The organism is Actinacidiphila yanglinensis (assembly GCF_900107965.1).
Classification (GTDB): Bacteria; Actinomycetota; Actinomycetes; order Streptomycetales; family Streptomycetaceae; genus Actinacidiphila; species Actinacidiphila yanglinensis.
The window spans coordinates 393,140-417,307 of sequence record NZ_FNVU01000001.1; the positions used below are offsets into that span (position 1 = coordinate 393,140).

Here is a 24,168-nt window from a genome sequence, read left to right on the forward strand (position 1 = left end):
CATCATCGGGGCCATGCCGCTTCTCGTTCCGCCGACGGTCCCGCCCGGCTCCCTCGCCGGGCGATCCCAGCCCTCCTTACCGGCCGGGGATCGCGTGCGCCTGCGGCCCTGGGCCCTGCGCGACGCTCCGGCCGTGCGGGACGCGTACGAGGACCCGGAGATCCAGCACTGGCACCTGCGGCGGGCGGACTCCGTGGCGGAGGCGGCCGAGTGGATCGCGGCCTGGCAGGCCGGTTGGGCCGAGGAGTCGGCGGCCCACTGGGCGGTGGTCGACCCCGCGAGCGACCTCCTGCTCGGCCGCGCCGCCTTGAAGGGACTCGACCTCACCGACGGATCGGCCGAGGTCGCCTACTGGACCGTGCCGGCCGCGCGAGGACGGGGCGTCTGTCCCCGCGCGATGGACGCGATGGCGGCCTGGGCCTTCGCCGCGGGCTTCCAGCGGCTCGTCCTCCACCACGCCCTGGACAACGCCGCGTCCTGCCGGGTGGCCCATAAGACCGGCTTCGCCACGGAGGGCATCCACCGAAGCGCCTGGCTCCAACTGGACGGCCGCCACGACGTCCACGTCCACGCCCGCCTGCGGCCCGAGGCCGGATGATCCGATCAGGCGACTCGCGGGTCAGGAATCGCCCGCCCGGCGTCAACGGCCAAGCGTCCGAACGACGATGTCCCCGGTGAAGGTACCTGTGGCGAGCAGTACCGTTCCGTCCGCCCGCACCGCACAGGAGGCGGCCTGGCCCTTCCAGGAGCCGCCGGTGGGTTCGCCCGTGACCGCGTGCCACTGGCGGACGACCTCGTCGGCACCGAAGGTGAACAGAGTCGGCCGGCCCGCAAGGTGGACCGCCGAGGCCGGCACCGTGTACGCGCCGATCTCGACGGGATGCCCCAGGGGCTCCCCGCTCCCGGCGTCCCATCGGTACAGGAAGCCCTCGTTGTCGCCGGCCGCGATGAGGGTCCTCCCTCCTCCCAGAGGGAGCATCACGACCTCGACGACCCCGCCGGAGGCTTCCAGCGGGTTCCCCAGGGCCCGGCCGGTGGCGGCGTCCCACCGGCGGACGCATCCGTCGTCGCCGCCCGACGCGATCATCACCGTATCGCCGGTGAGCGGCTGTACCGCGACACATTTGACGCTGATCCCGTGCCCGACGAGCGGTGCCCCCAGGGCGGCGCCGGTCTCCGCGTCCCAACGGTGCACCCCACCCCCGTTGCCCGCTCCTACCAGTACCGCGCGACCATCAGGCAGACACGTCGCGGCGAGGCCCCACACCGCGTCGCCACCCGAGTCGCATCCGGGCAGCACCTGTCCGGTGAGCCCGTCCCACCTGACAACGCCGTCCTCGCCGGCCGCCGCAAGCACCCAGCGCCCGCCGGCCGGCCGCGCCGCGGCGAGCGCGTTTCCGCCCACCGAGGCATCCTGCGAACGCCACACCAGCGCACCGCTGTCCGCATCCCAACGGGACACACCGTCCTGGCCGGTGCTGCTGGAAAACAGCAGCACCCCACCTGCCGGATCGACCACCACGAGCACCGGCCCGGCGGCTCCCTCGTGGGCACCCACGATCCGAACCGTGTCCCCGTTGATCGCCGGCATGTCGTCCCCCCGGTTCCCTGTGCACCCGCCGGTCGCAAAGTGGCGTCACACTATCGGCCCGAGCCCGGCGCAGGCGCGGGACGTGGAACGGCTGGGCCTAGCGCAGCGTTTTGCGGGGGGAGGCGGTGAAGGTCGTGACCAGGGCGAGGCAGACGAGGGTGATGCCGATGCGGCCGGCGGCCTGGAGGAGGGGGCCGCGCAGGAGGATGAAGGAGTAGCCCGCGGCCACGGGGACCAGGACGGCCGCCAGCGTGCCCGGGCGGCTGCCCTCAAGGGTGCGCCGGGCGTAGCGGATGTCGACCCGCGCGCAGGCGTACCCGAGTACCAGGAAGCCCCCGGTCATGCCCAACGGGCCGAAGTCCAGCCAGAGTTCGGCCCACAGGGGCGAGGACAGGTTCGTGTTGGTCATGCCCATCCAGCGGCCGACCAGCACCCCGGAGTCCAGCGGCTTGCCGTGCCACACCGAGCGCGGCACGAAGAAGAAGACGTCCGCGGCGAGTTGGCGGCCGTGCGCGTGCCCGGTGCCGGACTCCACGTACGTCAGCGTGTTGGCGAACATGCCGATCTGGTCGTAGTCCTTGATGGTCAACGGGTCCAGCACGGACGTGGACTGCACCGGGTGGTAGCCGCCGGAGTCGTACCGGAAGCGGTCGAGGAACGGGAAGAGCAGCAGGGCCGCCACGACGCCGCCGACCAGCGCGGTGCGGTAGACCGCGGGGCTGCGCGGGAACGCGGTGAACAGGATCGAGAACACCACCGTCAGGAACCAGTACCGCGGGTTGGAGACGGGGTTGTTGACGATGACGTTGATGAGCACCAGGCCGCCGAGCGCGACCAGCGCGGGCACGTTGCGGCGGGCGCGGCGGGAGGTGATCATCCAGCGCATCAGGATCAGCAGCGCCAGCAGCGCCGGTACCGTGCCGAAGCCGCGGATGAACGCCGAACCGACGTGGCTGTCACCGCTGCTCCCGGTCAGCCCGCTGGCCTGCACGGTCTCGCTGATGTCCTGCCGGCTGGTGAAGAACACCGCGGGCCCGCCCAGCTTGAGGATGCACAGCGCGCTGCCCGCGTAGGCAACGAGGATCAGCAACCACAGGCGCCGCCGGGCCACTTGGGCCTGCGGGCGCGGCCGCCGGGACCGGTCCGGCGGCTGGAACCTGGCGACCAGCGCGCCCACGTCGTAGGCGACGCAGCCCACCAGCGTGAGCGAGATCGCCAGCACGGTGTCCGACCGGGCGCCGACCACCGGGGTCGGCACCTGCCCGATCACCTCCTGGGCGAGCGGCGCGACCCCCATCGCCACGTAGCAGAACAGCCAGAACGCGCCCTGCACCAGGCGCCGCCGCCGGGTCAGCGCCATCGCGCACAGCCGGGCGCCCGCGTAGCCGGTCAGCGCCAGTTGGAGCCAGAAACCGGCGTCCCGCTGGCCTGGGCCCGGCTGCGTCAGGACGTACCCGGGCAGCAGCACCACCAGGGAGATGACCAGGGGTACGGCCAGGGCCCGGGACAGCACGGCCCGCGGTACCCCGCGCGGCCACCCCCGCCGCGCCCGGCTCCCGCGGTCCGGCGCCCCGGGCACTCTCGGCACACCGGGCCCGTCCGGCGCACCCGGCCCGCCCGGCACGCCCCGCGATACGTCGAGCGCCATGGCCCCCCTTCCCCTCCGGCGAGTCTAGGCGCGCGGGTGGGGGAATGGGGCCGTAACCACCCGGCTCAGGCGCCCTCGTACGCCTCCTGGAGCGGGGCGATGTCGAGCTTGCCCATCGTCATCATCTTCTTCATCGCGCGGTTGGCCTTCTCGCGGTCCGGGTCGGTGAGCATCTCGCCCAGCACCCTCGGCACGACCTGCCAGGAGACCCCGAACCGGTCCTTGAGCCACCCGCAGGGGCCCTCCTCGCCGCCGCCCTCGGTCAGCCGCGACCAGTACAGGTCGACCTCGGCCTGGTCGGCGCAGTCGATCTGGAACGAGATCGCCTCGCTGAAGGTGAACTGCGGTCCGCCGTTGAGCCCGAGGAACTGCTGGCCGTTGAGGGTGAACTCGACGGTGACCACCGAGCCGGTCTCGCCCGGGCCGTCCTCGGTGTAGCGGCCGATCCGGCCGCGCGAGGCGTCCTTGAACACCGACAGGTAGAAGTCGACCGCCTCCTCAGCGTTCCCGTCGAACCACAGGCACGTGGTGAGTCTTCCGCTCGTCATCTCGTCCTCCGTCGTCGTCGTGGGGTGCGGTCGCCTGTCACCGCCTCCCCTCCACTAAGACGGATCGGCCCGGCAAAACTCATCGGCGCGCGCGGCACGGGTCCCGGCAGTCGCCCGATTGCCCCGCGCGGGCCGTGCGGGGGGAGCGGGCGGAGGGGGCGGGGCCGCCGCGCCGTCCACCAGCCGCCCGTCCGTGGACAGCGAAGGACGCGGCAGCGCGGGCAGGTAGTGGCGCAGGAACAGGGTGCCGGTGATCTCGCGCCGGCTGCGGACCCCGATCTTGTCGAACACCTTCCGCAGGTGGTCCTGCACGGTGTACTCGGTGATGTGCAGCGCCGCCGAGATCTCGGCGCCCGACCGCCCGAGCAGCACCTGCTGGGTCACGTCGCGCTCCCGCTGGGTGAGGCCGTAGGAGTCCAGGACGAGCGCGGCCAGTTCGCTGGGAGTGCTGGGCGTCAGCGCCGCGTAGCTGAGCTCCTCTCCCGCGAGGCCCTGGCGCCACGCGCTGAGGGTGACCCAGCGGCCGTTGCGGGCGCGGACGCGGGCCGAGGCGGTCGCCGGGCCGGAGCCCGGGCCGGAATCCGGGCCGGAATCCGGGCCAGCATGGCGGACCTGCTGGAGGATCGCGGAGAGCGTGTACCACCCGGACTTCTGCCCGGAGCGGTGGTCCTCGGCCAGCTGGTCGAGCCAGTAGGCCGCCGTCGCGCTGACGGAACTGATGCCGCCGTCCCGGTCGGTGACGACGAGCCCCGGCGCCCCGGGGGCGTCGGCGCTGTCGACGCCGCTGAGCAGCAGGGCCCGGCGCAACCGGGTGGCGGCGGGCGCGCTCAGCTCCGCCGCCACCCGCACGTCGCCCGCGGTGAAGGGGCGGGAGTCCGGTGTGCGGCACAGGACGAGCAGTCCCCACGTGTGGCCGTCGGCCTTGAGGGTCACCCGCAGCTCGTCGGCCAGGCCCGCCGGGGCCAGGATGTCGCGGTGGTAGACGTCGCCCGGTGCGGCGCCGTGCGGCGGGCGGCCGTGGAGGTGGGCCGTGCCCGGCCGGGCGGCGAGGGCGCGGATGTGCTCGGTGCCCTCCTGGGTGCCGTGCTCGATCTCGAACAGCCGCGGCATGAGGTGGGACGGGAAGCCGTGCTCGTGCAGCCCGCCGGTGTCGAGCAGGGTGGCGGGGTCGAGCATGACGGCGCACCACACGTCGGCGGGGACGCGCCGTAGCAGTGCGGTGCTGGCGGCGCCGAGGGCGGCCAGCGGCTCCTCGGGACGGCTCGCGGCCGTGCCGCCGGGGCCCTCCGTTATGTGTCCTGACATGCACTCAGCGTAAGAAACATCCCAGGGATCTGGGATGGGTTGGTGATGATTCGTGCCCTTATCGTGAGGACCGCCGGGCCCCCGGGGGCGGGGCCGGCGGGCGGGGCCCGGAGCAGGGCTTCATCGAGGGACAGGGGGCTGTGTGATGACGACCGAGGTCGTACGGACGATGGGTCGCGGGCTGACCCGGCTGGAGAGCTACCTGCCGAGCACGCGCGGGTCCACGGTCTTCGGCGAGATGCGGCGGATGCTGGACCGGTCGCCGGAGGAGGTGCAGGCGGCGCAGCGGCAGGTGGACAACGGTTCGGCGGTCGGCACCACCACCGGGGGCATCGTCGCCCAGCGGCTCAACGAGCAGGCCCGGTCGCCCTGGGGCCGCACGTTCGGGGTGTCGGCGCGCAAGCGCGCGGAGGAGCAGGAGGTGGTCGAGGCCCTCGCCCTGATCGGCGGCGCGGTCGGCGGCACCCTGGTCCGGGCGAAGGTGCGCTACGACGACCGCAGGCGGCGGGAGGCGGTCGGCCGGCTCGTGTGGCAGGTGGTCAACCTCGCGGCGCTGGCCGAGGGAAGGGTGAACGAGTACAACGACGCGCTGCGCTGGCGGGTGCTGGACGCGATGGCGCTGAACGTGCGGGCCCGCGACCAGCTCGCCGCGTCGCCGTTGCCGGCCGACTACCAGGCGCTGCAGGTTCCCCCGCTGAGCGAGGCCGCGCGCGACGCGGTGGCGACGTACGCCTTCCACGCGTACGCGAACGCGGTCGGCGAGATGGAGGCGGCCCGCCGGATCGGCCCGCTGCTGATGCGGCTGGGCATGTCCAGGAGCGGCGGGGAGCACTTCGCCCGGGTGACGCGGGACGACTACCGCTCGGAGCGCGTCCCGCTGTCGCACCACTACCGGGTGCTGGAGCTCGCCGTGATCGGGATCGGCCACCGCCTGTTCCTCCCGCTGGACGTCATCACCGAGGCCGCGGGACGGGTCGTGCGGTTCGACCCCTACGAGGCGGCCCGGGCGGAGAACCGCCGGCGGCTGGAGCAGGTGGTGCGGGCCACCGGCGGGGTCGGCGCGCTCCTGGCCGGCGGCACCGTCGCGCCGGCGATGAGCATCGCGGCGGCCGCCGCCCAGCAGCTGTTCGGGCCGAGCGCCGGCAGCCAGGCCGTCGGGAACGCGCTGGTGGCGTTCGGCCAGGACGCGAACCTGCCCGCGGCGGCGGTCCAGACCTGGCTCGCCTGGAACAACTGATCCTCGCCCGAACGGTGTTGGCACGGCGTCGCACCAACTCGCCGCCTTGTCCCATGCGTCCCCGATCACCGGGATGCCCCACCTTACGAGCCCCCCCGCCGCTAGTCTGTACGGACGGTGCCGGGGGGTGCCGGGGGCGGCGCGCGGGCGCCGTACCAGGGGAGCAGCACAGGGGGAGGCGTCGCGTACGTGAGGGTCTTGCATGTGGTCACCCTGCACACGCCCACCAACGACTTCGGCGGGCCGACGAGGGTCGCGCTGAACCTGTCACGCGGGTTGCGGGCCAAGGGAGTCGACGCCCGGATCGCCACGCTCGGCGACGGGTTCACCGGTCCGCTGCCGACCGAACTCGAAGGGGTGCCGTCCTTCGTCCACCAGGCGCGGCACGTGCTGCCCGCGTTCGAGGTCAGCGGGATCACCTCGCCGGGGCTGCTGGCGAAGGCGCGCCGCATGGTCAAGGGCGCGGACGTGGTGCACGTCCACCTGATGCGGGATCTGATCACGCTGCCCTTCGCGCTCATCGCGCTGGAGGCCGGGGTGCCGCTGGTGGTCCAGACGCACGGCATGATCGACCCCACCGAGAAGGTCTTCGCCCGGGCCGTCGACGTGCTTGGCATGAAGCGCGTGCTGCGCCGGGCCGACGCGATCCTGCACCTCACCGGGATGGAGCGGGACGGGGTGCAGGCGGTGGTGCCCGACACCCCGCTGACGACCTTCCACCGCCTCGTCAACGGCGTCGCCCTCCAGGACCGCCGCCCGCAGCGCACCGACCGTCCCCCGACGGTCCTCTACCTCGCCCGGGTCCAGAAGCGGAAGCGCCCCGAGGACTTCGTCAGCGCCATGCCCGCCGTGCTCGCCATCCACCCCGACGCCCGCTTCGTGCTGGCGGGGCCCGACACCGGCGGGCTGGTCGGGCCGCTGAAGGCGCTCGCGGCCGAACTCGGTGTCGACCACGCCCTGGAGATCCCCGGTCCGCTCGGCCACGACGACGTCCTGCGCCGCCTGCGCGAGGCCGACGTCTACGTCCTGCCCTCCGTGGTGGAGCCCTTCGCGGTCTCCCTGCTGGAGGCGATGTCCGTCGGCGTCCCGGTCGTGGCGACCGCCACCGGCGGCCTCTCCCCCGATATCGAGGCCGCCGGCGCCGGCCGGATCACCCCCAGCCGCCCCGACGCCGACAACGGTGCTCTCGTCGCCGCGGCCGTCCTCGACCTGCTCGAACCCGAGGAGAACGAGGTCGCGTCGGAGGCGGCCTGGCAGCTCGTCCGCGACCGCTTCTCGATCGAGGCCGTGGTGGAGGAACTGCTGGGCGTCTACGCGAAGGTGGGCGCCACCGTGTGAGGGGCGGGCCGCCGGGGCGTCAGCACTCCTCCCACATGTCGTCGGCGAACCGCGCGAACGCCGCCTTGGTGCCCGAGCCCGCGATGCCGTCGATCCCCCCGGTGTAGCCGTAGTCGCCGCGCAGGGCGCGCTGCAGCGCCGAGATGGTGCCGCTGCCGACGATCCCGTCGATCGGGCCGGTGTACCCGTCGTTGAAGCGCAGGTAGCGCTGCATCGCCATCCAGCTGGCGGTGCCCAACTGCCCGTCGATGGCGCCGTTGTAGCCCCAGTCGTTGTTGTGCAGCCAGCACTGGAGGCCGGTGGCCCGGTGGTAGTTCAGGCCGAGGTTGTCCACCGCGGCCGGGGCGGCCACGACGGAGCTCGCGGCCGGCTGCGAGGCGGGCACCGGCGCCGCGAAGCCGGTGCTCGCACCCGCGAGAGCGCCGGCGGCGATGCCGGCGAGGGCGGTGACGCCGACGAGCGTCCTGGTCAGGAGGTTGGCGCGCATGGGTTCTTCCTCTCGGTCGGGGACGGCGCCGGCACGGGGGGTGCGGGATGCCGCACTGCTCGGTGGGCGCTGCCTGGTTGCGGATCGAGCATGCGGGCCGGGCGATCGGCCGGGCCAGGGCCGCCCTGCCGATGAGGGGAACCCGGGACGTCCCGGCGGGTGACCTGCGGGAACCCCGATGCCGTTGAGGTGTCCCCGGGACGTGTGGCGCACCGTTTCCGGCGGAGGGAGGGCGTCCGGTCCCGGCGTGAACGGCCTTGCCAATGCGCCCCCTTGGCCCGCGCGCTGACTGAAATACCGTGCAGGGCGGGGTGCGGGGGGCCGTGCTTCGGTACCTTCTTGTGAGAACGCTGTGACGCACGCGGGGGTGGGCTATGCCGGGTCGTAAGCCGCTACCGTCCGACACGGACCCCCGCATGCGCGAGTTCGTCGCGCAGTTACGGGACTGGAAGGACACGAGCGGGTTCACGCTGCCCCAGGTGGCGGCCAAGACGGGCTACAGCAGGGCGTCCTGGGAGCGGTACTTCGCCGGCCGTACGCTGCCGCCGCGCGAGGCCGTCGAGGCGTTCGTGCGGATGTGCGGGGCGGACGGGACCCGGCTGCTCGCGCTCTACGACGTGGCCGCGGACGCCCGGGCCAGGGCGCGGACGGCCGAGCCGGAGGCAGCGGCCGAGGGGGCGGAGACAGCGCCCGAGGCGGAGGCGGCTGCGGAGGCGGAGGCAGCGGCGGGGGAGTCCGGCTCCGACCGACCGCACGTCGCGGCCGGGCCGCGGAAACGCCTGCGGCTGCGCCCGCTGTACGCCGCCGGCGTGTGCCTCGTCCTCGTGGTGGCCGCCGGGACGACCCTCCTGGTCGTACGGCCCTGGCACCACGCGTCGACCGCCGCCGCGGCGCCGTCCTACACCTGCCACGTCACCCGGGCCACCGACGGCTGGTACGCGGGGATGACCCGGACCAGGACCGCGCTGGTCCAGCAGGGCATGGCCGGTCCCCAGGTCGCCGAGGTGCAGTGCCTGCTGCGGCGGGCGGGCTTCTCCCCGGGGGAGATCGACGGCATCTTCGGTGTGTTGACGCAGCGGGCGGTGCAGCGCATCCAGGCCGCGCACGGGCTGCCCGTCGACGGCATGGTCGGCCCGCAGACCTGGGGGGCGCTACGGGCATGATCGACGGCCGCGGCCTGTCGCCAGAAGCCGCGCGCCTGGCACGGGAGTTGCGCGGGCTGCGGGAGCGCACCGGCCTCACCCTGGCCGCTCTCGCCGCCCGCACCACCTACAGCAAGTCGTCCTGGGAGCGCTATCTCAATGGCAAGGCGCTGCCCCCGCGTTCGGCGGTCACCGAGCTGTGCGCGCTGGCGGACGAGCCGCCGCGGCGCCTGACGGTCCTGCTCCAACTCGCCACCCGGTCCTCGCATGCCGCGGCCGGGCCGGAGGATGCCGGCCCGGTGGGGGCGAGCGCACCGGCGGCCCGGGCGGGCGCCGTGGCGGACTCCGCCGCGCCGAACATCGTGTCGCGCAACGGCACTTCGGCGGTGACGACGGTGCCGCCGCCGAGCGCACCCGGTCCCCCCGGGCGGCCCGCACCCTCCGGCCCGGCCTCCGTCCGGTGGCGCGGCGTCCGGCGGCCCGCCGTCGTGGTCGCGCTGGGCTGCGTGCTGGCCGCGGGCCTGTGCTACGCGCTGTGGCCGTCCTCCGGCCCGGCGCCCGGACCGGCCGCCACCTGCCAGGGCCCGGCCTGCGACGGCAAGTCACCGGCCAGCACCTTCTGCGGCGTCCACCTCGTCAACCTGACGACCTTCCGGGCGACCGGCCGCGAGCGGATCGACATCCACTACAGCCGGTCCTGCGACACGGCCTGGGCGCGCCTGAGCCGATCCAGGGTCGGCGACCGGATCACCGTCTCGGCCGGCACGGGCCGCAGTTGGGACGTGCGGGTCACCGACGGATACGACGCGCAGGGCTACGTGTACACCCCGATGGCAGTGGTGGACGCGCACCGCAAGGTGACCGTGTGCCTGCGGCCGTCCACGGGCGCGGGCCAGTGCTTCGCCGCGCGGGCCCCCTCCGGCGGTTGAGCCCCGCGGAGGGGAACTCCCGCCCGGGACGGGGCTGTCGGGCGGGAGTTCCGCGCGGCGCGGCGCGGGTGGGTGGGTTCGGCCGGCCTGTGCGTGCGTGAACGGCGGCCGGGCTCAGTCGGTGGTGGGTACGTAGAGGGAGCAGCCGGCGCCCACCCAGCCGAGGATCTGGTCGCCCGTCTGCGGGCCGACGACGCCGTCCACGCTCAGATGCGGGCTGTAGTGCTGGTTCCACCAGCTCTGGAACGCCTTGATGCCGGCATGGGTCTCCGGCCCGAACAACCCGTCGGTGCCGACGTGGTAGGGCGCGGGCGAGTTGTCGATGGCCTCCTGGACGCACAGCACCCCGTTGTGGGTGTTCGCATAGCCGTAGCCGATCCAGCCGGCACCGGTCGAGGCGTGCGCGGTTCCCGTCAGCGCCATCGACGCGGCTGCCAGGAGCGCTCCGGCGAGCGCCCCGGCGCGGGCCGTCCCTCTCATCGCGGTCATGATCGTTCCCCTCCGGCGCGGACCGGCCCGGCCCCGCGCCCCGTTGAAGCTCTGACGACGACCGAGTCTCGGCGCGCCCGGCGGGGGAGTGCCATGGCCGGGCGGCGAATGAGGGGAGGACGGGACGTCCCCCGGCGCGACCTGGGGCGGAGCCCGTCGCGCTGAGGCCGGCCCGGGACGGCGGGCGCGAGGACGGACCGACCGAGCCCCAGGAGCCCCGCCCGGGACGACCTGGAACTCGGGATCCGGCCGGGAGCCGGTTGCCGTGGGGCACGGTGGCATCCGCGTCGCACCGGTACTGTGAATCGGCATGATCGAGCCCGAGATCGAGATCAGCGAAGATCTGGTCCGTGACCTGCTCCGGGAACAGCATCCGGATCTGGCCGAGTTGCCCATCCGCGAGGTGGCGGGCGGCTGGGGCAACCAGATGTGGCGCCTCGGGAGCGAGCTGGCCGTCCGGATGCAGCGGATGGACACGAGCCCCGACCTGCAGCTCAAGGAGCGCCGGTGGCTGCCGACGCTGGCCCCGCGCCTGCCGCTGCCGATTCCCGTTCCGCTGCGGAACGGCGCGCCGTCCGAGCGCTTTCCCAAGGTCTGGACCGTCATGACATGGGTGGAGGGCACCCCGCTGGACCACGGTTCGATCACTCGCGGCGATCACGCGGCCGAGACGCTGGCGAGCTTCCTCAGGGCGCTGCACGTGGAGGCGCCCGCCGACGCACCGACCGCTTCGGACTTCGGCGCGCACCCCAAGGACTGCACGGAAGGCTTCGACCACTTCTTCCAGGCCGCTGCCCCCACCGACCTCGCCGACCGGATCCGAGAGGTCTGGGGGGAAGCGGTGGCCGCCCCGGAGTGGGAGGGTCCGCCGGTGTGGGTGCACGGCGACCTCCATCCCGCGAACGTCGTCGTCTCGGACGGGACATTGGCGGGTGTCGTCGACTTCGGCGCGGTCTTCGCCGGCGACCCGGCGTGGGACCTCGCAGCCGCCTGGCTGCTGCTTCCCGCGGGTGGTGCCGCGCGCTTCTTCGACAGCTACGCGCAGGCGGACGAGGCGGCGTTGCGACGGGCGCGCGGACTGGCCGCGATGAAGAGCCTGTTCCTGATGTCGATGGGTCAGGCCGGGGACCGCGGGCTGCCCGGCGGCAAGTCGAACTGGGGGCCCGCGGGCCGGTCCGCCCTGGATCGTGTCCTGCAGGGCCGGTGACGTCGCCGAGGATCGACCGGGCCTGCGTGGCGGCATACCTGCGGACCCAGTGGTAGCCCCGGCGGGCCGGGCGCGCGGGGAACCGTTCAGCCGGCGGCGTTCTCGACGAACCGGGCGAAGACCAGCGCGCCTTCGGGGTCGCCGGCCTGGAAGGAGACCCGGCGCAGCAGGCCGACGTGGCGCAGCGGAACCCGCTCGCGGGCGAGGACGAAGACGAGGGTGAGGAAGGCCGCCCGGGCGTTGCCGTCGTCGAAGGGGTGGAAGAAGCAGACGTCGAGGTACGCCCGGGCGGCGCGGGCGGTCAGCCGGGGCCGCCCGGCGCCCGATGCGCTCTCGGCCAGGCAGGCATCGAGGCGGGCGCGGGTGTCGGGGCCGATGCCGTAGCGCTTGCGCCCTTCCTTGGCGAAGGCGGGCTGCGTGCGGAACTCCGGCGGCCGGGCCGTGCCCAGGACGTGCCGCTGCCAGCCGCGCAGCAGCTCGACGTCGAGCGTCGCGCCGCGTTCCGCGTCGGCCCGTACCCGTTCCAGCGCCGCGAGCAGGCCCCGTGCCCGGGCCGGGTCCAGGGCGCCGTCGAAGTCGCGGATGTCCTCGGCCACGGCGTCGGGTGCGGCCTCCGAGGTGATGTCGGACGTACCGCCGGGCGCGGCGGCACCCGACCGGCCGGCCCTGAGGAGCCCACCACCTCGGCCACCGACGCGGGGTAGAAGGCGTGCCGCCGGGGGTCCACCTCGTCCCAGCTCAGCAGGAAGGGCCACAGGTCGGATCTCACCGGGGCAGCGTGCCATGCGCCGCGGGTGCGCGGGCGGCATCCCCCGGGCTCGGGCAACTCCCCGTCGCTCGCGACCCGTACGCGTCACCCGCGTGGGGGACGACACCAGGGAGGAGGACTGACAGAGGGTGAAGGGGGCACACGGGCGGTAGTGAACGACGGTCGAGGAGGTCGACGATGAGTGACGGTCCCATGAGTGACGGTCCCGGGGTTCCCACCCTGGCGGACGAGTTGAGGGAGCGGGCGGGATCCTTCGTCAACAACCACGTCGGCTTGTGGGTGGCGGTGGAGGACGACGCGACGCTCCTGCTGGCGGCCAACAACCCTGTGGATGTGTTCCAGGCTGCCGCGGACTGGCTCGCGGAAGGTGACGCGCTGACGGTCACGGGGCTGACCTGGGAGGTCCAGGCGGGCGAACCGGCGTACGCCGCACGCTTGTTCCTGCGGCGCTCGGGGGAGGCGGATCTGCTGGCCGTGCCCGCGCAGGCCGCCACCTGAGGAGCGGCTGCCCGTACCCGGACACGAACGTCCCCCTGGGGCCGCTTCCTTCGCGGCCGCAGGGGGACGTTGTCCTGATCGGCATCACACGTACGCGTGCGGGCGGGGCTGCGGCGCGGGGGCGACCGCGGTGTCCCGGCGGGCCCGGGCGAGGTGGAGCTGTCCGCGGACGACGATGGTGCCGAGGCGGACCACGACCTCACCGAAGGCCATCAGGATCAGCGCGACGACCCACGCCTGCGCGCTGGTGATGTGGTGGGTGGCGGAGAAGTGGGCGAGGTGGGTCTCGCCGGAGGCGTGGGAGGACCAGACGGCGAAGCCGAGGCGGAAGCCCATGCTGGCCACCCACAGGGCGGCGGCGCTGAGCGAGGCGCGGATGCGGACCTGGCCGTCGGCCACCCGCACCCGGGTGAGGAGGCCGCCGAAGAGGCCGAAGACGATGCCGGTGGCGGCGAACGTCCCTGCGAGCTCCAGGTCGTTGCCCGCGGTCGGGATGTGGTGGAGGTAGGTGGTCGCCGCCCAGCCGATGATGGCCAGCGGCAGCAGCACAGTCCGGGCGGTCAGCCGCTCCTCGCGCATCTGCCGGAAGACGATGAGGACGAGGACGATGTCGAGGATCCAGTCGGTGGTGGTCATGGCAACGAGCATCCGCTTCGACGGCCCCGCTTCCTTCAACCCACGGATGGAACGCGGGTGGAACCCGCATCTCCACCCCCCTTGCACCCGGCCCCGGTTGCCCCCGGCGCACGAAGGCGCGGGGCCCCTCGGTCCGAGCGATCCCGCCGACCTCCGCCGCGGACCGCTCGTCCCCTCAGCCCGGTTGGTGGCCTTGGGCGCCTGCTTCGAGGGTCGCGCGGAGGGTGGCCAGGGTCGAGGCGATGCGGGTCAGGTCGTCGGGGGGGATCGACGCGGTCAGTGAGCCGAGTGCGCTTTCGACGACGGGGCGGGATGCGGCCAACTGTTTCTCGCCCTCGGGTGTGAGGCGGAGGACGGACGAGCGGCGGTCCTGGGGGTGCGCCGCTCGCACGCACCAGCCCGCGGCCACCAGCCGGTCGACCGCCTTGCTGACGGCCCCCACGGTGATCGCGACCTCGCCGACGATGTCGAGCACGCGGCATCCCGGCACCCGGTCGATGATCTCCAGGAACTCGAACTGCCCGAGTCCCAGCCCTTGTTCGGCGCGCAGTCGTGCGCTCACCGCGTTGTACAGCCGGGTCTCGACGCGGACGAGGTCGGCGAAGATCGGGGTGACGTGGCTCACAGTTGCTCCAATAGATTCCTGGGAATCATCTTCCGTGGAATGTGGTTGGGTCCAGGTGGATGGATTCCCCGGAATCCATCCTCGCATCCCGACCCATGGAGGCCCCCATGTCACGACAGCAGCGCGACGCCCTGGACGCCATGCTCCGCACCGCGCCCCGCGCGGAGACCCCGCCCACGCCCCAGGAGCAGCGCGACGGCTTCGCCGCAGCCATGACCCGCCCCGCACCGCAGGACGTGGCCACCCGCAGGACCCTCCTGGGAGGACGGCCCACCCTGGAGCTGGAGCCGGCCGGAGCCTCCGGCCGCGGCCGGCTGCTCTACCTGCACGGCGGCGGTTACGTCATCGGCTCACCCGACACCCACGCCGGCCTGGCCGGCGAACTGGCCCGCCGCGCCGGGCTCCGAGCGATGTCGGTGGACTACCGGCTGGCCCCCGAACACGCCTTCCCCGCGGCCGTCGACGACGGACTCGCCGCCTATCGCGAGCTGCTGGCGGCGGACACCGACCCGCGGAACCTCGTCATGGCCGGCGACTCCGCCGGCGCCGGCCTGAGCATCGCCACGCTGCTCGCGGCCCGCGAGGCCGGGCTGCCGCAACCGGCCGCCGTGGTCCTCTTCTCCCCCTGGGTCGACCTCACCCTCGGCGGAGCGAGCATCCATTCCAAGGACGACGCCGACCCGATCTTCACCGGAGCCGACCTGCGCGCCTACGCCGATCTCTACGTCGGCGCGGGCGACCGGGCGCATCCCCTGGCCAGCCCGCTGTTCGCCGACCTCGCCGGGCTGCCCCCGCTCCTCGTGCAGGTCGGGGCGAACGAGGTGCTGCTCGACGACGCGGTCCGGCTGGCCGGCCGCGCCGCCGCCGACGACATCGAGGTCACCCTCGACGTCGGGCCCGGCCTGCCCCACGTCTTCCAGCACCACTACGACCGCCTCGACGAGGCCGACGCCGCACTCGACCGCGCCGCCCGCTTCCTCACCACCCACCTGGGCACCGAACGTCTCGCACCGGCCCGCTGAAGCCGAACCCGGCGGCTCCCCCGTGAGGCCGGCGCGTCCCCTAACCTCGCGACTGTGCCCACCGACAGCGCCGCCTGCCACTGCGTCCTCTGCCAGGACATCGACGAACCGGACCCACGGACCCGGTCGACCGTCGACGTCATCCGGCAGCACGGGTGGCAGGTCGTCATGATCCCCGCCGACGACCTGGGACCCGGCTGGGCCTACACGATCGGCCTGTGGCACACCCACCGGATGCCCGAACTGGCGATGTTCGGCCTGGACGTCGGCCTCATGCAGACAGTGCTCAACGACCTCGGCAGGCAAGCCGTCGAGGGACGGTCCCTGGAGGCCGGCCAGGAGCGGCACGACGTCGCGAGTGTCCCCGTCGCGCTCAGGACCGTCGGCTACCGCTGGTACAAGGCGTTCTTCGGAACCGCGATCGGCTACTACCGCAAGCCGCCGTTCCCGGTCCTCCAAGTCGTCTGGTCCCGCGACGGAGTCTTCCCCTGGCAGCCCGGCGGGGAGGGACTGCTGAGCCACCAGCCCAGGCTGGACCTGCATCCCGACGACCACCCCGTCGGGGTGTGGACGCAGGAACTCTGAGCGGACGCCGGCGGCGGTCACTTCGTGGACGAGGGTCACGTGGGGGCGGGTCGGGGAGTGGGCCCGGGGGCGGGGGCGGGGGCGAGGTCCTGTCCGGCGGATCATTTCGGGCTTGCAGGCATGCCCGGTGCGGATGAGTTGTCGTGGGCCGCAGCAGTCACGCGAACGACGGCCACCGGTCGGCGGCCCATTCCCGCCAGTCGACCCAGCCAGGCGGGGGGCCAGCGACCCTGCGGCCCTCCAGCTCCGCCGCGTCGGGCTCCTCAAAATGCGCCCGCCCGTGCAGGACATCGGCCTCGGACATCGGCAACGTCTCCTGGGGGGTGGTCGCCCAGCGGTGGGCGATACGAGCGCGTTGGGTCTCATCGTCCACCGGCAGGTAGACCATGTGGAAGCGCGCCTCCTCGGCCTCCGCCAGCCAGCGGATCGCAGACCGTTCGTCGCGTGACCAGCAGCCGTAGTCCACGACGACGTTGGTGCCCAGTCTGAGCGCCTCCAAGGCGAGCCAGAGCATGCGCCCCTCCAGCACGTCGCGCTTCCCGTCCGCCTCCGCCTCGCCGAACAGGGGAATCATCCAGTCGTCGGGCGTCAGACGCAGCGCGCCGTGTTCCGCGGCGAGTTGCCGAGCCCGCGTGGTCTTTCCGGCCCCTGGCAGGCCGACCATCAGGAATAACGTGGTCACACCAGATCGTGGCAGGGAAGCCGATCAGGCGACCACCGTTTCGTCTGCCCGATCACAGGCTGAGCCACAGGCGGATGGAGGCCACGGTGACAGTGCCGTGGAAGACGTGGGCGCGCTTGCCGTAGCGCGTAGCCACGACGCGGAAGTGCTTGAGCCGGTTGATCGTGCGTTCGACCTCGTTCCGGCGCTTGTATCTCTCCTTGTCGAAGCCCGCAGGCTGGCCTCCTCGACTTCCTCGGCGCCTGCGGTTGGCCCGCTGGTCCTTCGGTGCGTGCTGATGGGCTCGGCACGAGGTGGAGTCCACACTCACCATGCGCCAGTCGATCCGACCCCGGGCGCCGGCATCGGCCTGGACAGCTTGCAGGATCCGCTCCCAGGTGACGTCCGCCGACCACCGGCGATGACGCTCATGGACCGTCTTCCAGCTGCCGAACCGGTTCGGCGGATCCCGCCACGGGACTCCCGTGCGGATCCGGAACAAGATCCCATTGATCACTGTTCGGTGGTCGTTCCAACGCCCGCCCCGGCCTCCGGACTTCGGCAGATGGGGCGTAAGCCGCGCCCACTCGTCATTCGTCGGATCGCCCCGCCCCATGAACCGAACCATGGCCCCCGCGCGAGGCGATCGTCACATGATCCGCCGGACAGGGCCTACCGGGGGCGGCGGCCCCAGGCGGAGATCATGGGGGAGGTCGCGAGGTCGAGGCGGCCGGTGGAGACGTTGGCGAGGTGCCGGTCGATCTCCTGGTCGGTGGCGAGCCCGGCCGACACCAGGCGGGTGCGGATCTGGCGCACGGTGGCGGCTTCGAGGGTCGTGCAGGCGGGCGACGTGATCGGGAAGTACGCGTCGGCGCGGACATCGTCGAGGCCGGCCTCGCGCAGGCGGCGCGGGAGGGTGCGCCCGTAGGCGAGGTCGGCGCCGCGCGCGGCCATCAGCTCGCGGAAGCCGGTGCGCAGCCGGTTGGCGAGCCGCTGCTCGGGCCCCGACTCGTCCGGGCACAGCAGCGGTTGGAGCCCGGGGTCGGCGTCCTCGACCAGCAGCACACCCCCGGGGCGCAACGCCTGGACCATCCGGCGCAGCGCCTCCGCGCGGTCGGTGACGTGGACCAGCACCAGGCGAGCGTGGACCAGGTCGAACCCGCCGGGCGGCGGCGGGTCGGCGGCGACGTCGTGCCGCAGCACCTCGACCACCCCGTCCGCGTCGGCGTCCCGGGCGGACTCGGTCCACGAGGTGTCGATGTCGGTGGCCACGACGGAACCGCCCGGGCCGACGCGCGCCGCCAGTCCCAGCGGCACGCTCGCGCCCCCGGCGCCGATCTCCCAGCACCGCATGCCCGCGGTGATGCCGAGCCGGTCGACGTGCCGGAAGGTCACGGGATCGAACAGCTCGGCCAGCGCGGCGAACCGGATGCCCGCCTCCGACTGCTGGTTGTCGAGCAGGTACCCCTTGTCCGCGCCCTGGTCAGTCATGCGGCGAGTATCGCCGATCACGGCCGGGCGGCGGATCGCCCGCCGGGTCGTACGCGCCGCCCGGCAGCGGGCGGGCGTGCTCGCGGCCCGCCTCCGCCTCCGCCTCCGGTGCCTGGGCCCGGAAGCCGAGGGCCGCCGCCTCGACGAGGGCCAGCGACGCGTCCGGGGGAAGGGCTGCCGCGCAGAGCAGGTCGTGGGTGAGGTGGGCGAGGTTGACGGCGCCGGGATCGGTGTAGTGGGTCCCGGTGTCATGGGTGGTGAAGTGGAGCGTGGGGGTCTCGTCCGCGTACGTCATCAGGCGCAGGGCGCCGTCGGTGCCGGTCGGGTGCGGGGTCGCGCCGAGGGGGAGGACGCGCACGGTGATGCGCTGGCGCCGTACGAGCGTGGCGATGCCGTGCAGTTGCTCGGCCATCGTGGCCGGGCTGCCGAGCACGCGGCGGAGCGCCGTCTCGCCCAGCACGACGAGGTAGCGGGGGCCGTGCGGGTCGTGCAGCACCGGCGTACGGGACAGCCGCGCCTCCCACCGGTAGCGGGTGGGACGGTCGGAGAGCAGCGGCGCGTACGTGTCCGCTACGGCCGCCGCGTACGCGTCGGTCTGGAGCAGGCCCGGGACGAGCGCGGCGTCCCACTCCTTGATGGTGGCCGCGAGCCGTTCCCAGTCGGCGAGCGGGGTCAGCCGGTCGGGGTTGGGCGCGGAGCGGCCCGCGCTGATGTTCCGGGTGAAGAACCCGCCGGTGTCCAGCAACTCGTCCAGCGCGGCGGCCAGTTCCGGGTCGAAGCGCCGCTCGCCCTGCTCGATGCGGGCCAGGAACGACAACTCGATGTGCAGCTTCTCCGCCAGCTCGCCCAGCGTCAGCCCGCCGCGCTCGCGGTAATACCGCAACTCCGCCCCGTACAGGGCCCGGGCGGACAGCGACGGGTCCAGTTTCCTCGCGGTGAATCGGCCGGGATTGGCCATCGGTGGAACTCCTTCGAGAAGTTGTCCGGCTTCAGAGACAAGCGTGCGGCCGGTCCGCGCGGGTGTTCCTGTCGCTGCGTGACGGCTACTTTGCTTTCCGTGCCCAAGCGTGGGGCGCGCGAAGGACGGGCAACAAGTCGCGGCGAGTGACAAATGACGCGGCACGAAAGGGAGTTGAGTCATGGCCATGGCTTACGGTCAGTGGCTGCGCGAGCAGCGCAAGAAAGCCGGGATGACTCAGGAGGAGCTGGCGCGGGCGGCGACCATGACGCGGACCCACATCGCCCACATCGAGGCCGGCCGCCGCTGGCCCTCCGAGGAGGACGCCCGACGCCTCGACGCCGCCCTGAACACCGGTGACGTGCTGACGAGTTTCCTGCCCACCGGAAAAGGGGCGCCCGTCGCGGACCACTTCGAGACGGCACGGCAACTGGAACAACAGGCCACAGTCATCCGCGAGTTCGCGTTGTCCTACGTTCCGGGAATCCTCCAGACGGAGGCGTACACGCATGCGGTACTTCGCTCGGCCTATCCGCCTCTGAGTCGAACGGACCGTGACCTGAGGGTCGTCACGCGAATGGAGCGGGCCGGTCTGCTCGCGAACGAGACCACGCCGATCATCTGGGTGTTGCTGGACGAGGGAGTTCTGCGCCGTCCGATCGGGGGCCCCGAAGTCATGGCCGTACAACTCGCCCATGTGGCGGCCTTGGTGGAGACCGAGCGCATTCGGCTGCATATCCTGCCGTTCGCCGTCGGCATGCATCCGCTCCTCCACAGCATGCTGTCCCTGATGTGGTTCGAGGACCAACCACCCGCGGCCTACGTCGAAGCGCTGTACACCGGCAAATTGCATGACAGCCCGGCGATGGTCCAGCGGATGCAGGCCGCGTACGACGCTGCCCTGGGTGACGCGCTGCCCATGCGAGAGTCACTTGCCCTCTTGAGGGCGACGGCGAATGATTACGAACATGCATACCACTGACGTCGCGATCTCCACCGCCTCTTCATTGACGGGCTGGCGCAAGTCCAGCTACAGCGGGCACGACAACGGCAGTTGCGTCGAGGTCGCAGACGGCCACCGGGACATCCCGGTACGGGACTCCAAGGACCCGCACGGTCCCGCGCTCCTCTTCCCCGCCGCCTCCTGGACCGCCTTCATCGCGGACATCAAGAGCGGGCGCCTGGACTGACCGAAACCGGGCCCGTTCCCGCCGTGTCCGATGGCGTATCACCGTCGTTGAGGTGATACGGACAGGAGACGATGCCGGGCACACTCGGTCCGGCGCCTGAGGGGACTGGGGACCGTGGGTGAGGGATTTCTGGGACGGCTCGGGGCACGCGCCCGCCGGTTGACCGGTGGCGGGGCGGGACCCGAGCCCGACCACATGTGGGGGTCGAAGCGCGGTCCGGAACCCCGGGCCGACAGCATGCGGGGGTACACCCCCGACCCCTGGCCGGAAGGGCTGGCCGCGAGCCCGCACCACTGGCGGGAGTGCGAACCGGTCATCCTGACGGCGGAACGGGAGGACAGCGAGGCGGCCTCCGTCCCGCCGTGGGAGGCGGAGGTCGGGGCGCGGCGGACCGCCGAGGCGATGAAGGCGGTGATCGCCCGGCTTCAGCCGTCCGAGCAGGACGAGTTCCGGCTCGCCTTCCACCGGATGTGCTGCCTGAACTCCCGTGACTCCCATGACCTGCTGGTCACGGAGCAGGTCGTCGGGATGGTGCGCGCCGAGCTCCAACGCCCGGAGTACAGCTGAGGATCTGGGCGCCCTGGAGCCGCCGTTCCCCAGCCGAACCGCCCGGTCGGGGCCGCTCCTGAAAACCCCTTGCTCACCGGTCCGCCTGCTTGGTGGGATGCAGGGGCTCGACGGCGGGAGGGGACGGTTTGGCGGTCTTCGGGTGTGCGGGCTGCGGTGCGGTCCTGACCGCGGCGGTGTCGGAGGTGGCGTTGCCGGTCCATCTGGCCGACGCGCACTGGGAGACTCTGCACCCACCACTGCTGGAGGCGGGGTGTTACGCCGTCGACCCCGCGCCGTACGGGCCGCCGTGGCGGCAGTGGGACGAGGTCGGGGCGCACGAGGCTGCTGAGCGAGGCCGCTTCGCACCGTTCGGCGCGCTGTCCGGCGGGCCGTCCGACACGATCGTCCTCGCGCCCGGCGACATGCGCGGCACCAGGCTGATCCTGGAGCGGGCCGCGGGCTACTGCAGGGGGATCGACGGGAGGGACGGGCCCAACCTCGCCTGCCTGGGCTGCGATCTGCCGGTCGGCACGCGGATGGACGACTGCGGGTGCTGGCAGGTCGTCCGGCTCCTTCCGCGGGCAGTGGTGCGGCTGCCCGGCCCGCCGGAGCGCCCGATCATGGATTGGGCGGAACTGCTGGCCACCGGCGCGCTCTGGCACCGGCTGAGCGAGTACCGGGACATCCCGGCGGGCGTGGCCCTCGCGCAGCTAGTGGTGACCGCCGGGGGCGCGCCGGTCGAGATCGCACCCGGACCGGTCGCCGAACTCCTCGGCCGGGCACTCGGCGCGCTGCTGCCCGCCGGGGAGGGCGCGAAGCGGCTGCACCTGGCGGGACCGGAGTTCGGCGAGCCGGCCGCTGATCTGCTGCTGGTACCGATCCATCCGCAGACCGGAGAGATGTGGCAGCCACGTGCCGGGGCGGTACCGGTACCGGTGGATGCCGCGCTCTGGGCCGAGTTGGCCTTCCCGCCCCACCGGACCAGGCTGCCGGTGGTCGGCGGGCTACCGTCAGGCGTCGAGCGGGACGACCCGCTGCCGCCGCACCCCGGGTACCCGTTCCAGCCGTCCAGGGAGGCGTTCCGCTACACGCTCGCGCGGATGCCCGCCGTCAGGGAACCGTGGTTGCGGGCCGTCTACGACCGAGCACGCTGACCCGCGTCGGCGCGTGAACTCCCGCGCCCGCTTCCCCGCGGCTACTTGGCGTCGAACGCGGGCTTGAGGACATCCTCCGCCCACTGCCGGAAGGTGGTCGGCGCGGTCTGCTCCGAGGCGCGCGCGGCGCCGTCGTCCAGGCCGCGCTCCTTGGCGACGTCCATCGCGATCATGCTCGCCGCCATCGCCTCCGACATGCCGTAGCCGATGAGGTGCTTCCTGTGCTCCTCGCGGTCGCCCCGCTCGTAGCGGACCGGGGTGCCGAGCACGTCGGTGAGGATCGCGGCCATGTCGTTCGCCGACAGGTCCTCCGGGCCGAGGACGTCGAGGGTGTCCTGCCCGGTCCAGGTGCGGTCGAGCAGCAGCCGGGAGGCGACCGCGGCGATGTCGCGGGTGGCGGTGAGCGGCAGCCGGCGGTCCGCCGGGAGGTTGCCGCTGAGGACGCCGTCCTTCCGGAGCGCGTCCACCTGCCAGAGCGTGTTGTCCATGAACGACGGCATGGCCAGCGCGCGGAAGTCCACGCCCGTGCTGCGGATGAGGTCCTCCATCGCGAGCGACCCCGAGACGTGGCCCGCGTACAGCTGCCGGCCGCGGCCGAGCGCCGAGACGGTGACGACCCGGCGCACGCCGTGCCGCACGAGCGCGTCGGCGGCGGGGATGCTGAACGTCACGTACGCGTCGTAGACGCTTTCGGCCCGCGGGTCCGACGGCACCAGCCAGAACACGGACTCGGCGCCCTCGAAGGCGGCGTCGACCACGGCGCGGTCGCGGTGCGAGCCGGTGACGACCTCCACCCGCTCGCGCACATGCGCCGGGAGCCGGTCCGGGTCGCGTACGACGACGCGGACCTCCTCGCCCTGCCGCAGCAGTTCCTCCACCACCTGGCTGCCGATGTGTCCGGTCGGTGCGGTGACGACGATCATGGCCGATCCTCCTGCTCCTCGGTCTGCAAGTAAACTCTACCGTACCGTTTACTTCTGGCCCGGGCAAGATCCGAGCGGCGGTGCAGGCGGCCGCTGTGTGTAGGGTCGGGGCCGTGGAGCGGGCGAAAGCAACGGATTCCGTCACGTTGGAGCCGGACGACGTGCGGATCCTTCGCGCGCTGCAGATCGACCCCCGCGGCGGGTTCGCGGCGATGGCGGCCGTGCTCGGGCTGTCCGAGGCGACCGTCGGGCGCCGCTACCGGCGCATGGTGCGGCAGGGCGTCGTGCGCGTGACCGGGGTGGTGGACCCGGGAGCGCTCGGGCAGAGCCACTGGATGGTGCGGCTGCGCTGCCGCCCCGGCGGCGGCACCGCCCTCGCGGAGGCACTCGCGGATCGCGAGGACGTCAGCTGGGTGGTGCTGGGCGCCGCCGGTTCCGAGGTCACCTGCGCGGTCCGCTCGCGGTCGCAGGAGCAGCGCGACGACCTGCTCGGCCGCAAACTGCCGCGCGCCGCTTCGGTGATCGACCTCCAGGCATCCCTCGTGCTGCGCAAGTTCCTGGGCGGGCGGGGGAGTTACTGGGCCGCGCTGAGCGGGGTGCTGACCGCGGCGGAGGAGTCGGCGCTCGGTTCGAGCGAGAACCCCTTCACCGAGGGGCCGATGACCACGCGGGAGCCGGTCCGGCTCGACCCGCAGGACGAGAAGCTGCTCGCCGCGCTTGCCACCGACGGGCGGGCCGGCCTGGTCGCCCTCGGAGCCGCCGCCGACCTGACCGCCGGGCGGGCCGGACGCCGGCTCCAGGCGCTGCTCGCGAGCGGGCTGGTGTACCTCCACGTCGAGGTCGCCCCGGCGGCGCTGGGCTACCGGGTCCAGGCCAACCTGTGGCTGCGGGTGCGGCCTTCGGAGGTCAAGGCGGTCGGGACGGCGCTGGCCCGGATGCCGGAGGTGGGGTTCTCCGGGGCACTGACCGGCCGGGACAACGTCCACGCGACGGTGCACTGCCGCGACCTCGACGAGCTGTTCGACTTCACCTCCGACCGGGTGGGCGTCCTCCCGGGCGTGGAGGGCATGGAGGTCAGCCCGGTCTTCCGCCAGGTCAAGCAGGCCGGCACGCGCGTGTCCGGCGACCACCTCGCCACCCCGCCGCCGAGCCCGCGCCGCCGCCAATAGGGTGCCCCGCGCGGCTC

Annotated in this window: 28 protein-coding genes; 14 read left to right on the forward strand and 14 right to left on the reverse strand. The window is 73.2% G+C overall.

Annotated features, from left to right (window positions below):
- The first annotated feature begins 13 nt into the window (after positions 1–13).
- The gene (locus C4U44_RS01555) at positions 14–598 is read left to right on the forward strand and encodes a GNAT family N-acetyltransferase (RefSeq protein WP_103883719.1); all 585 of its coding nucleotides are present in this window, start codon (positions 14–16) and stop codon (positions 596–598) included.
- 42 nt (positions 599–640) lie between these two features.
- Here the strand turns inward: C4U44_RS01555 and C4U44_RS01560 are convergent, their stop codons facing one another.
- The 4 genes from C4U44_RS01560 to C4U44_RS01575 form a co-directional block, all read right to left on the reverse strand.
- Positions 641–1,558 (reverse strand): WD40 repeat domain-containing protein, encoded by a 918-nt coding sequence (locus tag C4U44_RS01560; RefSeq protein ID WP_146088180.1) that lies wholly within the window; start codon positions 1,556–1,558, stop codon positions 641–643.
- A gap of 130 nt (positions 1,559–1,688) precedes the next feature.
- A complete protein-coding gene (locus C4U44_RS01565; RefSeq protein ID WP_235031728.1) occupies positions 1,689–3,239 on the reverse strand; it encodes an O-antigen polymerase in 1,551 nt (516 codons plus the stop codon).
- 65 nt (positions 3,240–3,304) lie between these two features.
- Positions 3,305–3,787: a VOC family protein gene (locus tag C4U44_RS01570; RefSeq protein ID WP_103883721.1), complete on the reverse strand. Its 483-nt coding sequence runs from the start codon at positions 3,785–3,787 to the stop codon at positions 3,305–3,307.
- 54 nt (positions 3,788–3,841) lie between these two features.
- A complete protein-coding gene (locus tag C4U44_RS01575) occupies positions 3,842–5,092 on the reverse strand; it encodes a LuxR C-terminal-related transcriptional regulator (RefSeq protein ID WP_107503970.1) in 1,251 nt (416 codons plus the stop codon).
- A gap of 145 nt (positions 5,093–5,237) precedes the next feature.
- Between C4U44_RS01575 and C4U44_RS01580 the strand changes: the two genes are divergently transcribed.
- Both C4U44_RS01580 and C4U44_RS01585 read left to right on the forward strand, forming a co-directional pair.
- On the forward strand, positions 5,238–6,329 hold the full coding sequence (locus tag C4U44_RS01580) for a hypothetical protein (RefSeq protein WP_103883723.1): 1,092 nt from the start codon (positions 5,238–5,240) through the stop codon (positions 6,327–6,329).
- Between the two features lie 189 nt (positions 6,330–6,518).
- The gene (locus C4U44_RS01585) at positions 6,519–7,667 is read left to right on the forward strand and encodes a glycosyltransferase (RefSeq protein WP_103883724.1); all 1,149 of its coding nucleotides are present in this window, start codon (positions 6,519–6,521) and stop codon (positions 7,665–7,667) included.
- Positions 7,668–7,686: 19 nt separating this feature from the next.
- Here C4U44_RS01585 and C4U44_RS01590 read toward each other — a convergent pair whose 3' ends face one another.
- Complete coding sequence (locus tag C4U44_RS01590) at positions 7,687–8,154, reverse strand: peptidoglycan-binding domain-containing protein (RefSeq protein ID WP_103883725.1); 468 nt, start codon at positions 8,152–8,154, stop codon at positions 7,687–7,689.
- A 416-nt stretch (positions 8,155–8,570) separates the two neighbouring features.
- On the opposite strand from C4U44_RS01590, the gene C4U44_RS01595 reads away from it, so the two are divergent.
- Both C4U44_RS01595 and C4U44_RS41405 read left to right on the forward strand, forming a co-directional pair.
- Positions 8,571–9,317, forward strand: a complete 747-nt coding sequence (locus C4U44_RS01595; protein ID WP_235031729.1) for a peptidoglycan-binding protein — start codon at positions 8,571–8,573, stop codon at positions 9,315–9,317.
- A complete protein-coding gene (locus C4U44_RS41405) occupies positions 9,314–10,225 on the forward strand; it encodes a helix-turn-helix domain-containing protein (RefSeq protein WP_160144964.1) in 912 nt (303 codons plus the stop codon). Before C4U44_RS01595 ends, C4U44_RS41405 begins: the two co-directional genes overlap by 4 nt.
- A 114-nt stretch (positions 10,226–10,339) precedes the next feature.
- On the opposite strand, the gene C4U44_RS01605 is transcribed toward C4U44_RS41405, so the two are convergent.
- Positions 10,340–10,714, reverse strand: coding sequence for a peptidoglycan-binding domain-containing protein (locus C4U44_RS01605; RefSeq protein WP_103883727.1), 375 nt, complete (start codon positions 10,712–10,714; stop codon positions 10,340–10,342).
- Between the two features lie 310 nt (positions 10,715–11,024).
- On the opposite strand from C4U44_RS01605, the gene C4U44_RS01610 reads away from it, so the two are divergent.
- Positions 11,025–11,921, forward strand: a complete 897-nt coding sequence (locus C4U44_RS01610; RefSeq protein ID WP_103883728.1) for an aminoglycoside phosphotransferase family protein — start codon at positions 11,025–11,027, stop codon at positions 11,919–11,921.
- An 86-nt stretch (positions 11,922–12,007) separates the two neighbouring features.
- On the opposite strand, the gene C4U44_RS01615 is transcribed toward C4U44_RS01610, so the two are convergent.
- Complete coding sequence (locus C4U44_RS01615; RefSeq protein WP_235031730.1) at positions 12,008–12,517, reverse strand: Fic family protein; 510 nt, start codon at positions 12,515–12,517, stop codon at positions 12,008–12,010.
- 350 nt (positions 12,518–12,867) lie between these two features.
- Here C4U44_RS01615 and C4U44_RS01620 point away from each other — a divergent pair, with 350 nt between their 5' ends.
- Positions 12,868–13,188, forward strand: coding sequence for a hypothetical protein (locus tag C4U44_RS01620; protein WP_146088181.1), 321 nt, complete (start codon positions 12,868–12,870; stop codon positions 13,186–13,188).
- 84 nt (positions 13,189–13,272) lie between these two features.
- Here C4U44_RS01620 and C4U44_RS01625 read toward each other — a convergent pair whose 3' ends face one another.
- Together C4U44_RS01625 and C4U44_RS01630 are read right to left on the reverse strand one after the other, a co-directional pair.
- Positions 13,273–13,824: a hypothetical protein gene (locus tag C4U44_RS01625; protein WP_235031731.1), complete on the reverse strand. Its 552-nt coding sequence runs from the start codon at positions 13,822–13,824 to the stop codon at positions 13,273–13,275.
- A gap of 175 nt (positions 13,825–13,999) precedes the next feature.
- On the reverse strand, positions 14,000–14,449 hold the full coding sequence (locus tag C4U44_RS01630) for a MarR family winged helix-turn-helix transcriptional regulator (protein WP_103883732.1): 450 nt from the start codon (positions 14,447–14,449) through the stop codon (positions 14,000–14,002).
- Positions 14,450–14,556: 107 nt separating this feature from the next.
- Here C4U44_RS01630 and C4U44_RS01635 point away from each other — a divergent pair, with 107 nt between their 5' ends.
- Both C4U44_RS01635 and C4U44_RS01640 read left to right on the forward strand, forming a co-directional pair.
- Positions 14,557–15,471: an alpha/beta hydrolase gene (locus C4U44_RS01635; protein WP_103883733.1), complete on the forward strand. Its 915-nt coding sequence runs from the start codon at positions 14,557–14,559 to the stop codon at positions 15,469–15,471.
- Between the two features lie 54 nt (positions 15,472–15,525).
- Positions 15,526–16,056 (forward strand): DUF4262 domain-containing protein, encoded by a 531-nt coding sequence (locus tag C4U44_RS01640; RefSeq protein WP_103883734.1) that lies wholly within the window; start codon positions 15,526–15,528, stop codon positions 16,054–16,056.
- 157 nt (positions 16,057–16,213) lie between these two features.
- Here C4U44_RS01640 and C4U44_RS01645 read toward each other — a convergent pair whose 3' ends face one another.
- From C4U44_RS01645 to C4U44_RS01660, 4 genes are read right to left on the reverse strand one after another with little or no spacing between them, the layout of a single operon-like run.
- Positions 16,214–16,738, reverse strand: coding sequence for an AAA family ATPase (locus tag C4U44_RS01645; RefSeq protein WP_103883735.1), 525 nt, complete (start codon positions 16,736–16,738; stop codon positions 16,214–16,216).
- 52 nt (positions 16,739–16,790) lie between these two features.
- Positions 16,791–17,333 (reverse strand): IS5 family transposase, encoded by a 543-nt coding sequence (locus tag C4U44_RS01650; RefSeq protein ID WP_103884151.1) that lies wholly within the window; start codon positions 17,331–17,333, stop codon positions 16,791–16,793.
- 56 nt (positions 17,334–17,389) lie between these two features.
- On the reverse strand, positions 17,390–18,208 hold the full coding sequence (locus tag C4U44_RS01655) for a class I SAM-dependent methyltransferase (RefSeq protein ID WP_103883736.1): 819 nt from the start codon (positions 18,206–18,208) through the stop codon (positions 17,390–17,392).
- Complete coding sequence (locus tag C4U44_RS01660; RefSeq protein ID WP_160144965.1) at positions 18,201–19,166, reverse strand: helix-turn-helix domain-containing protein; 966 nt, start codon at positions 19,164–19,166, stop codon at positions 18,201–18,203. The genes C4U44_RS01655 and C4U44_RS01660 overlap by 8 nt, the downstream gene beginning before the upstream one ends.
- 181 nt (positions 19,167–19,347) lie before the next feature.
- Between C4U44_RS01660 and C4U44_RS01665 the strand changes: the two genes are divergently transcribed.
- The 4 genes from C4U44_RS01665 (at position 19,348) to C4U44_RS01680 (ending at position 22,059) form a co-directional block, all read left to right on the forward strand.
- A complete protein-coding gene (locus tag C4U44_RS01665; RefSeq protein ID WP_103883738.1) occupies positions 19,348–20,148 on the forward strand; it encodes a helix-turn-helix domain-containing protein in 801 nt (266 codons plus the stop codon).
- On the forward strand, positions 20,135–20,356 hold the full coding sequence (locus tag C4U44_RS01670) for a DUF397 domain-containing protein (protein ID WP_103883739.1): 222 nt from the start codon (positions 20,135–20,137) through the stop codon (positions 20,354–20,356). Before C4U44_RS01665 ends, C4U44_RS01670 begins: the two co-directional genes overlap by 14 nt.
- A 114-nt stretch (positions 20,357–20,470) precedes the next feature.
- Positions 20,471–20,923: a hypothetical protein gene (locus C4U44_RS01675; protein WP_146088182.1), complete on the forward strand. Its 453-nt coding sequence runs from the start codon at positions 20,471–20,473 to the stop codon at positions 20,921–20,923.
- Between the two features lie 128 nt (positions 20,924–21,051).
- Positions 21,052–22,059: a hypothetical protein gene (locus tag C4U44_RS01680; protein WP_103883741.1), complete on the forward strand. Its 1,008-nt coding sequence runs from the start codon at positions 21,052–21,054 to the stop codon at positions 22,057–22,059.
- A 41-nt stretch (positions 22,060–22,100) separates the two neighbouring features.
- Here the strand turns inward: C4U44_RS01680 and C4U44_RS01685 are convergent, their stop codons facing one another.
- Entirely contained in the window at positions 22,101–22,982 is an 882-nt protein-coding gene (locus tag C4U44_RS01685) for an NmrA family NAD(P)-binding protein (RefSeq protein WP_103883742.1), read from the reverse strand.
- Between the two features lie 161 nt (positions 22,983–23,143).
- On the opposite strand from C4U44_RS01685, the gene C4U44_RS01690 reads away from it, so the two are divergent.
- The gene (locus C4U44_RS01690) at positions 23,144–24,151 is read left to right on the forward strand and encodes an Lrp/AsnC family transcriptional regulator (RefSeq protein ID WP_235031732.1); all 1,008 of its coding nucleotides are present in this window, start codon (positions 23,144–23,146) and stop codon (positions 24,149–24,151) included.
- Positions 24,152–24,168: the final 17 nt, after the last annotated feature.

What these genes read in the sequence shown, in the direction of transcription:
- C4U44_RS01555 (WP_103883719.1), top strand. Translation starts at nt 14, where the DNA reads ATGCCGCTTCTCGTTCCGCCGACGGTCCCGCCCGGCTCCCTCGCCGGG.
- C4U44_RS01565 (WP_235031728.1), bottom strand. Translation starts at nt 3,239, where the DNA reads ATGGCGCTCGACGTATCGCGGGGCGTGCCGGGCGGGCCGGGTGCGCCG.
- C4U44_RS01570 (WP_103883721.1), bottom strand. Translation starts at nt 3,787, where the DNA reads ATGACGAGCGGAAGACTCACCACGTGCCTGTGGTTCGACGGGAACGCT.
- C4U44_RS01575 (WP_107503970.1), bottom strand. Translation starts at nt 5,092, where the DNA reads ATGTCAGGACACATAACGGAGGGCCCCGGCGGCACGGCCGCGAGCCGT.
- C4U44_RS01580 (WP_103883723.1), top strand. Translation starts at nt 5,238, where the DNA reads ATGACGACCGAGGTCGTACGGACGATGGGTCGCGGGCTGACCCGGCTG.
- C4U44_RS01590 (WP_103883725.1), bottom strand. Translation starts at nt 8,154, where the DNA reads ATGCGCGCCAACCTCCTGACCAGGACGCTCGTCGGCGTCACCGCCCTC.
- C4U44_RS01595 (WP_235031729.1), top strand. Translation starts at nt 8,571, where the DNA reads ATGCGCGAGTTCGTCGCGCAGTTACGGGACTGGAAGGACACGAGCGGG.
- C4U44_RS41405 (WP_160144964.1), top strand. Translation starts at nt 9,314, where the DNA reads ATGATCGACGGCCGCGGCCTGTCGCCAGAAGCCGCGCGCCTGGCACGG.
- C4U44_RS01605 (WP_103883727.1), bottom strand. Translation starts at nt 10,714, where the DNA reads ATGACCGCGATGAGAGGGACGGCCCGCGCCGGGGCGCTCGCCGGAGCG.
- C4U44_RS01610 (WP_103883728.1), top strand. Translation starts at nt 11,025, where the DNA reads ATGATCGAGCCCGAGATCGAGATCAGCGAAGATCTGGTCCGTGACCTG.
- C4U44_RS01620 (WP_146088181.1), top strand. Translation starts at nt 12,868, where the DNA reads ATGAGTGACGGTCCCATGAGTGACGGTCCCGGGGTTCCCACCCTGGCG.
- C4U44_RS01625 (WP_235031731.1), bottom strand. Translation starts at nt 13,824, where the DNA reads ATGACCACCACCGACTGGATCCTCGACATCGTCCTCGTCCTCATCGTC.
- C4U44_RS01635 (WP_103883733.1), top strand. Translation starts at nt 14,557, where the DNA reads ATGTCACGACAGCAGCGCGACGCCCTGGACGCCATGCTCCGCACCGCG.
- C4U44_RS01650 (WP_103884151.1), bottom strand. Translation starts at nt 17,333, where the DNA reads ATGGGGCGGGGCGATCCGACGAATGACGAGTGGGCGCGGCTTACGCCC.
- C4U44_RS01655 (WP_103883736.1), bottom strand. Translation starts at nt 18,208, where the DNA reads ATGACTGACCAGGGCGCGGACAAGGGGTACCTGCTCGACAACCAGCAG.
- C4U44_RS01660 (WP_160144965.1), bottom strand. Translation starts at nt 19,166, where the DNA reads ATGGCCAATCCCGGCCGATTCACCGCGAGGAAACTGGACCCGTCGCTG.
- C4U44_RS01665 (WP_103883738.1), top strand. Translation starts at nt 19,348, where the DNA reads ATGGCCATGGCTTACGGTCAGTGGCTGCGCGAGCAGCGCAAGAAAGCC.
- C4U44_RS01670 (WP_103883739.1), top strand. Translation starts at nt 20,135, where the DNA reads ATGCATACCACTGACGTCGCGATCTCCACCGCCTCTTCATTGACGGGC.
- C4U44_RS01685 (WP_103883742.1), bottom strand. Translation starts at nt 22,982, where the DNA reads ATGATCGTCGTCACCGCACCGACCGGACACATCGGCAGCCAGGTGGTG.